Raw genomic sequence first — 709 nt, 5'->3', positions numbered from 1 at the left:
GGGTGGGCAGGGGCTGCAGCAGGAACAGGTGGACGAAGTAGGTGACGGTCCAGCCGAAGAAGGCCAGCAGCGCGATCACCAGCATCACCGGGGCGCCGCCCAGGCCCAGGCGCGCGAACATGCCGGAAATGCCGTGCAGGCCGTCATCCCCCAGGTGCAGGTCCAGGCCGTCATGGGCAATGCCGTCGTCGACCACGCCGAAGGCGGCCAGCAGCCAATACAGCACGGCGAACGCCAGCACGATGCTGTACGGCAACGTGGGGAAACTCAACGCGACAGTGAGGAACTCGTCCATTCCATGCCTTCCCTGTGAAGGCGGCCAGCCGCTTCCCCGGCCGCCGCTTGAGGGAAGCGCTCCGGCTTCCCGCGATTACGCGCCGTGCCGGCCGCGCCATGTCCTGTCGATGCTACGTGAAATTGGCCGCTGCGCCCATAGCAACGCGGCCGCGCCTGGCTGGCGTGGTGGATGGGCTGTCGGCAATGGCCGCGTCGGGATCGCGGCAGATGTCCCGACCAACGGTCGGGACCTACCGGGCTTTACCTGTCCCGTGTCCCGTACCGGGATTCACGGTCGGGACCCACCACCGGCCTCAGTCGGCCTCGTGGCAGTCGGCGCGGCGGACTTCTTCGACGAACTTGCGCATCTTGTAGCCGTCCTTGATGCCCGGCTCGGATTCGATCCCGCTGGAGACGTCCACGCCCCAGGGCA

General features: G+C 67.7%; 2 pseudogenes. Both read right to left on the bottom strand.

The annotated features are described in order from the left end of the window. Nucleotides 1–295, bottom strand: a pseudogene (locus DBR34_RS23010) (hypothetical protein); the annotation flags it as partial. Nucleotides 296–590: 295 nt separating this feature from the next. Further along, nucleotides 591–709 (bottom strand): annotated as a pseudogene (locus tag DBR34_RS23005) (N-(5'-phosphoribosyl)anthranilate isomerase); the annotation flags it as partial.

Origin of the sequence: Stenotrophomonas sp. HMWF003, assembly GCF_003061285.1 — a bacterium.
GTDB classification, from domain to species: Bacteria; Pseudomonadota; Gammaproteobacteria; order Xanthomonadales; family Xanthomonadaceae; genus Stenotrophomonas; species Stenotrophomonas maltophilia_AP.
The sequence above is the reverse complement of the archived record's forward strand: the minus strand, read 5'-3'. Positions and strand labels throughout refer to the sequence as shown.